Origin of the sequence: uncultured Frigoribacterium sp., from assembly GCF_963515265.1 — a bacterium.
Classification (GTDB): domain Bacteria; phylum Actinomycetota; class Actinomycetes; order Actinomycetales; family Microbacteriaceae; genus Frigoribacterium.
Genome location: NZ_CAUPYL010000148.1, coordinates 1 through 6,455, shown reverse-complemented (window position 1 = coordinate 6,455; position 6,455 = coordinate 1). Strand labels below are relative to the sequence as shown.

The 6,455-nt window shown below is 73.2% G+C and carries 7 protein-coding genes; 1 reads left to right on the top strand and 6 read right to left on the bottom strand.

The genetic code is table 11. The features are described 5' to 3' along the window. Positions 1 to 417 precede the first annotated feature (417 nt). Positions 418 to 885: a DIP1984 family protein gene (locus RWM17_RS11030; protein ID WP_314103652.1), complete on the bottom strand. Its 468-nt coding sequence runs from the start codon at positions 883 to 885 to the stop codon at positions 418 to 420. A gap of 154 nt (positions 886 to 1,039) precedes the next feature. On the opposite strand from RWM17_RS11030, the gene RWM17_RS11025 reads away from it, so the two are divergent. Then, positions 1,040 to 1,534: a DUF427 domain-containing protein gene (locus tag RWM17_RS11025; protein WP_314103651.1), complete on the top strand. Its 495-nt coding sequence runs from the start codon at positions 1,040 to 1,042 to the stop codon at positions 1,532 to 1,534. Positions 1,535 to 1,554: 20 nt separating this feature from the next. On the opposite strand, the gene RWM17_RS11020 is transcribed toward RWM17_RS11025, so the two are convergent. The 5 genes from RWM17_RS11020 to RWM17_RS11000 form a co-directional block, all read right to left on the bottom strand. Further along, the gene (locus tag RWM17_RS11020; protein ID WP_314103649.1) at positions 1,555 to 2,151 is read right to left on the bottom strand and encodes a hypothetical protein; all 597 of its coding nucleotides are present in this window, start codon (positions 2,149 to 2,151) and stop codon (positions 1,555 to 1,557) included. A 104-nt stretch (positions 2,152 to 2,255) separates the two neighbouring features. Continuing rightward, entirely contained in the window at positions 2,256 to 3,788 is a 1,533-nt protein-coding gene (locus tag RWM17_RS11015; protein WP_399540469.1) for an APC family permease, read from the bottom strand. Between the two features lie 128 nt (positions 3,789 to 3,916). Next, positions 3,917 to 4,423: a hypothetical protein gene (locus RWM17_RS11010; RefSeq protein WP_314103646.1), complete on the bottom strand. Its 507-nt coding sequence runs from the start codon at positions 4,421 to 4,423 to the stop codon at positions 3,917 to 3,919. A gap of 37 nt (positions 4,424 to 4,460) precedes the next feature. After that, on the bottom strand, positions 4,461 to 4,940 hold the full coding sequence (locus RWM17_RS11005; RefSeq protein WP_314103644.1) for a heme-degrading domain-containing protein: 480 nt from the start codon (positions 4,938 to 4,940) through the stop codon (positions 4,461 to 4,463). A gap of 109 nt (positions 4,941 to 5,049) precedes the next feature. Then, complete coding sequence (locus tag RWM17_RS11000) at positions 5,050 to 6,321, bottom strand: glycosyltransferase (RefSeq protein WP_314103641.1); 1,272 nt, start codon at positions 6,319 to 6,321, stop codon at positions 5,050 to 5,052. Between the last annotated feature and the right edge of the window lie 134 nt (positions 6,322 to 6,455).

Below are 6,455 nucleotides of genomic sequence, written 5' to 3'. Positions count from 1 at the left end.
CACCCGCACTGCGCCCGCCCGGCTCCGCTCCGCCCCGCCCGGCTCTGCCGGACCCAGCTGGCTCGACGGCGTCGGGGGACGCGGCGGGGGAGGGCCCACGCCTGCGGCGTCCCTTCTCGCCCACCGAAGCAGCCAGCCCATGCACCGCACCGAACCGGGAGTCCGCAGCCGCGCCTCTGCGCAGCCGCGTCTCGCGCAGCCGCGCGGAGAGGTCCCCGATCCCGCCCTCGACGTCGTCCGGCCAGCACACGGTGATGAGACGTCGTCGGTGAGACGTCACCTGTGCGGCGTGCAGGGCTGCATCATGCGGGGATGGCGCTGCCCTCGCGCCGACAGGGGCCGGGATGACCGCCGGCCACGGCTCGTGCTCGCTCCGGGAGGCGTCTACCGACTCTCCGCGCGCGGTGGTGCCTCGTCTCAGGTCGTGAGGTCCGCCTCCCAGTTGGTGCGCTGGATCTCGACGTCCAGCTCGCGCAGCTCGCGTGCCGTGTCGTCGGCACGTCGGCGCAGCTCGGCGACCGGCAGCGCCGCGAACTGGCGGAGCTCGCTGCGCAGCTGCCGGAACCCGCCGCCGCCTCCGCCCTGGGCCGCGTCGGCCGCGCTCGACAGCAGGCTGTGCCGCGCGCGGAGCGTCTCGCGGCGGGCCAGCGCGGCGGTCATGGTGCGACCGTCGGCGAGCAGCACGGAGGCGTTGGTCAGGTTGACCGCGACCACCAGCTCCTCGAGACGGTCGAGCGACCGCGACACCTCGTCGACGAGGGCCGCCGCGTCCTCGGCGGGCTCCTCGCCCTCCTGGTAACGGGCGTTCTGGCGGATCCGCTCCTGCGCCTGCGCGATTCGTCGCTGCAGGTCGGCTCGGGTCATGAGTGCCTCGGCGAGCTTCATGCCGCCATCCTGCCAGGCACCGCCGTCACCATGCCGCCTCCGCGCCTCCGCGCCTCTGCGCCTCCTCGCGCGCCTCGACCGATCGCCGAGACGAGCGGCGCGCAGGAGGCGGCGGCACGGCCGGTCGCCCAGCCTCCGGGAGCAGGATGGCGCGATGAGAGCGAAGCGCATCGAGCCCGGGCCCGGCCAGGAATCCGTCTGGGACTACCCGCGGCCGCCCCGCGTCGAGGCGCGCCCCGAGCGCGTCGTCGTCCGGCTCGGCGGCGAGGTCGTCGCCGACACCACGAACGCCTACCGCGTGCTCGAGACGAGCCACCCCCCGGTCTGGTACCTGCCCCGCGAGGCGTTCGTCGAAGGTTCCCTGTCGGCGGGCCAGGGCCGCAGCATGTGCGAGTTCAAGGGGACGGCCCGCTACCTGGACGTCCGGGGCGGCGGGACCACCGCCTCCTCGGCGGGCTGGACCTACCCGAGCCCCTGGCCCGGCTACGAGATGCTCGCCGACCACGTCGCCCTCTACCCGAGCCGGTTCGACTCGTGCGAGGTCGACGGCGAGGTCGTCGAGGCCCAGGACGGCGACTTCTACGGCGGCTGGATCACCTCGCGCGTCGTCGGGCCGTTCAAGGGAGCCCCCGGCACCCTCGGCTGGTGACGTCCGGGTGCGGCTCCGAGCTAGGGCGCCGGACTCGCCGTCAGGGCCGCGACGACCGTCTCGGCGTCGTCGAACCACTTCGTGTAGTGGTCGGGGTCGGCGTTGACCTGCACCGCGTGGGCGGCCTGGGTCGGCGTCAGCTCCTTCCAGCCGGGCATCCGCACCAGCTTGGTGAAGAAGCTCGTCGCGGCCGTGTACGGGTCCATGCGCTGCTCGTAGGTGCCCCACTGGCCGTTGTCCCGCTGCTGGAACAGCCCCCGGCTGTCGGGGCCCACCTCGTCGCCGTGGTCGATGTTGCGGAGGCTCGACTCGCCCATCGCGGTCATCACCCCGATCGCCTGGGTGTGGGTGCCGATGCCCTGGGCCTTCGCCGCCTCCATGATCCAGGCGGCGTTGATCAGCCTGTCCTGGCAGTAGCCCGCGATCGGCCCGGCGGGCACGCTGATCGTGCCGACCACGACGGGCTCGACGTCGGGGCAGGTCACGCCCACGGCGACCGGCTCGGACGGCTCGTCCGGCGTGCCGGCCAGCGACGCCACGACCATCACGAGCGCCACGACGAGTGCGACGACCCCGCCGCAGAACACGACGGAGGCGGCGATCACGAGACGGCGCACGGCAGGCTCCCGGGGGTGGTGACGAGGGCGGACGGGGACGGACCCGACCGAATATAGGGCCCTGTCCTGGACGATCCCGACAGGCGCCCTGCACGTCACCTCGGTCAGCGGGCGGGCGGCACCGCCTCGGGGTCGCCCGCGTCGCCGGTCGACCCGACCCGCGCCTCCTCGGCTCGGACGCTGCCGCCGGCTCCGCGATCGACGCCTCCTCCGCCGCCGCGCCCACGCCGGGAGATCATGGTGACGCCCCAGAGGACGACCCCGATCGCCAGCAGGATGCCCGCGATCTGGTACTGCTCGCCGCCCCGGCCGGACGAGAACGGCAGCACGAGCCAGAGGCAGGCGACGACTCCGACGACCGGCAGCACGCGCCCGGCCCGGAAGTGGTGCCTGCCGACGTCGTCGCGGCGCAGCACGAGCACGGTGACGTTGACGATCGCGAACACGACGAGCAACAGCAGCGACGTCGTGCCGCCGAGCACGGCGACGACCGGCGACTCCGGGCTGAGCGACACGTAGCCGATCAGCGCCAGCGAGAGAGCGGTGGTGAAGACGATCGACGCCCACGGCGTCTGGCGGGTGCGGTGCACCCTCGACAGGAACCCGGGCAGCACGCCCTGCTTGCTCATGCCGTAGAGCAGGCGGCTCGCCATCATCATGTTGATCAGCGCGCTGTTGGCGACGGCGAACATCGAGATGAACGGCAGCAGCTGTCCGATCGGGAACCCGGGGGCCGCCGTGTTCACGACCGTGACGAGCGGCGTCTCGTTGTCGGCCAGCTCGCCGATCGGCACGACGGCGACTGCGCAGATCGAGACCAGCACGTAGACGACGGCGGTGATGCCGAGGCCCGTGAGCATGGTGCGGGGGAAGATCCGGCTCGGGTCCTTGGTCTCTTCTGCCATGTTGACGCTGTCCTCGAAGCCGACCATCGCGAAGAAGGCCAACGACGTCGCCGTGCTCACGCTGAGCAGCAGCGACTTGTCACCAGGCGTCTCGAAGATCGTGACCCGCGACAGGTCGGCGTTGCCACCCGCGATGGCCCAGAAGCCGATCATGATGACCATCACGAGGCCGGACAGCTCGACCAGCGTCAGCACGACGTTCGCCTTGACGCTCTCGCTGACGCCGCGGAAGTTCACCAGCATCACCAGCAGCATGAAGCCCATCGCGATGCCCATCACGGCGATGTTCGGCAGCTCGAGACCGACGCCGACCGCGAGGTTCGCCGCGAAGGCCCGGGAGGCGGTGGAGGCGCTGGTGATCCCTGAGCACATCACCACGAAGCAGACGAGGAACGTCACGAAGTGCACGCCGAACGCCTTGTGCACGTAGAGGGCGGCGCCGGCGGTCTGCGGGTACTTGGTGACGAGCTCGAGGTACGAGAACGCCGTCACGAGCGCGACGCCGAACGCGATGAGGAACGGCAGCCAGGCGGCCCCGCCGACCTCGGCGGCGACCTGGCCGGTCAGGGCGTAGACGCCCGTGCCGAGGATGTCGCCGACGATGAAGAGCAGCAGCAGCTTCGGCCCGATGACCCGCTTCAGCTCGGTCTTCTCCTGCCCGTCTGGGCCGGTGCCCGGGGCGGCCCCGGAGGCGGCGGTCGGCTGGTCGGGAGGGGTGGTGGTCGTCGACACGAGGGCCTCCTGGGCGCATCGGTGCTGCACGGGTCCGGTTGACGGCCCATCCTGCTCCGCCCCGCGGCTCGGGTCACGTGCAGTCATCGAAGTTGCAGCGTGTGCAACGAACGTGCCGAGGAGGCGGCCTAGACGAACTCGGACCGGTCGGCCAGGTAGGCCCGCAGCTCGCGCACCTCGTCGGGGCCGCGGCCCCAGCGCACCTGCACGACCCCGTCGCGCAGCACGAGCGGGTCGGACGCACCGCTCCGCAGCGAGTCGGCGTCGAGGGGCAGGGGGACGTGCTCGAAGTTGACGACCTCGCCCTCGGTGAACTTCTTCGAGGCGGCCCGGCGGGCGTCGCGGCGCTCCTCGACCGAGGCCGAGAGGCCCTGCTCCTTCTTGGGCCCGGTCGCGCGGGTGATCCGGCCGGTGGCCCAGACCTCGCCGCCGCGTCCGAGCAGCAGGACCCCGAGCCGCCAGGCCCGCCCGGCGGGCTGCATCGACGCCGAGGTGTGCACGAGCAGCAGCTTCCGCGAGGCCTTCACGGTGGCCAGCGCCTCGTCGCGGGCGTGCCGGGCGTCGAGCTCGGCGGCGGTCTCGCGGAGGAGGCGCGCGAGGGAGTCGGCAGCCGTGACGGCCTCGTCGTCGGTCACCGCGCCTCCTCGGGGGTGTGTCGGGTCGTGGGGAGGGTCAGCTGTCGTAGCCGTGGTCGAGGAAGTCCTCGACGAGCTCGACGACGAGTGCGTGGTCGTCGGCCTGGGGCAGGCCGGAGACCCCGACCGAGCCGACCATGCCGACGCCGCGGACGATCACGGGGAAGACCCCGCCGTGCGCCGCGTAGAGCGCGGTGTCGAGCCGGGACTTCTCGTCGAAGGTCGAGCCGTCGACGCGGAACTGCTCGCCGACCCGCCACGAGCTCTTGCCGTAGCGCTCGACGACGCGGGCCTTGCGGTCGAGCCACTCGTCGTTGTCGAGGGAGGTGCCGGGCAGCGCCGCGTGGAACACCCGCTGACGGCCCTTGAGCACGGCGATCGTGACGGGCAGGCTGCGCCGACGAGCTCCGGCGAGCACGTGGGCGCCGAGGTCGAGGGCCGTGTCCGTGGTGAACCTGCGGAAGGTGAGGCGCTCCTCCTGCTCGGCGAGGGTGCGCAGCAGCGTGTCGTCGGTCATGGTGCCTCCGGGATGTCAGGTCGAGCGGGCGTCGTCGCCCCGGCCGAGCCTAGACGCGGGCGCTGGGGACGAGATCGGCGCGGCCGCGGGCTCGTCTCGTTCCCGAGCGTCAGCGACGCCCACCCGCGGCGGCGAGCGCCCGGCACGGGTCGCTGCCGACGAGCCGGCAGTACACGTCGGACAGCTCAGCTGCCGACAGCGACCACGGGTGCTCGAGAGCGCGCTCGCGGGAGGCGCGTGCCAGCCGCTGCCACAGCTCGCGGTCCCCGAGCAGGCGCGTCACCGTCTCGCCCCACGCGACGGGGTCGCGAGAGTCGAGCACGACGCCGGTGACGCCGTCGACGACGGACTCGCGGAGGCCCCCCGAGGAGGCGGCGACCACCGGGACCCCGCTGGCCGCGGCCTCGAGGGCGATGAGCCCGTACGTCTCGGAGTGCGACGGCACGAGCACGATCCGCGCTTCGCGGAGCAGGCTCGCGAGGCCGGGTCGGGTCTGCGGGCCGAGGAACCGGACGTCGAGCCCCGACCGGTCGGCGAGCGCGGCCAGGTCGCGCTCGTAGCCGGCGAACTCCGTGGAGGCGCCTCCCGCGATCACGAGCTCGGGTCGCAGCTCGGCGGGCACTGCGGCGACGGCCTCGATGGCGAGGTCCGGGCCCTTGAGCGGTTCCAGCCTGCCCGCGACGACGACGGTGGGGCGAGTCGCCGAGCGGGGGTCGCCGACCGCGTCGGAAGTCGTCGGGGACGCGACGCGCGCCTCCTCGTCCGGGGCGAGAGGGCGGAACAGCTCGGCGTCGACGCCCGGCAGCACGACCGCGACCCGGTCGGGGTCCCCGCCGAGACGGCTCGTGACGGTCTCGGCCTCGGCGTGGCTGATCGCGACGACGGAGTCGGACTCCCGGGCGAGCATCGCCTCGCCGGCGAGGCGGCCTGGCGACTCGGCGCGCTCGCCGTGCGAGAGGGGAGTGCTGTCCGCCGCGGCGATCGAGTGGAAGCTCTGCACGTGGGGGATCCCGCGCTCGCGCGCGATCGGCAGGGCGGCGACGCCGCTGAACCAGTGGTGGGAGTGGATCACGTCCCAGGGGCCGAGTTCGGCGAGACGGTCGCGGAACTCGTCGACGAACTCCTCGTGCCGGCCCTTCGCCACGGCCTCGAGCGGCCCCGCGGTGAGGTACCGGAGCAGGACGCCGGGCGCCAGCTCGACGGCCTCGGGCTCGTCGGGGGAGGACCGTCGCGTCAGGATCTCGACCTCGTGGCCCGCGGCGCCGAGCGCCTCCGCCTGGTTGCGCACGACGACGTTCATGCCGCCGACGTCGCCCGATCCCGGCTCGGCCCCCGGCGAGGTGTGGAGCGAGACGAGCGCGATGCGGAGGGGTGAGGTCACTGCCCGAGCGTACTCGCCGTGGCCCGCAGGCTCCGCGCCCCTCCCGCCGCCCCTCCCGCCGCCCGTCTCTCCGTGAACCGCGTTCCGAACCATGAACCGCGATAAAACGCGGTTCATGGTTCGGAACGCGGTTC

Bases quoted from the DNA above. Each gene is read 5' to 3' on its own strand.
- RWM17_RS11030 (WP_314103652.1), bottom strand. From the start codon at position 885: ATGAAGCTCGCCGAGGCACTCATGACCCGAGCCGACCTGCAGCGACGA.
- RWM17_RS11025 (WP_314103651.1), top strand. From the start codon at position 1,040: ATGAGAGCGAAGCGCATCGAGCCCGGGCCCGGCCAGGAATCCGTCTGG.
- RWM17_RS11005 (WP_314103644.1), bottom strand. From the start codon at position 4,940: ATGACCGACGACACGCTGCTGCGCACCCTCGCCGAGCAGGAGGAGCGC.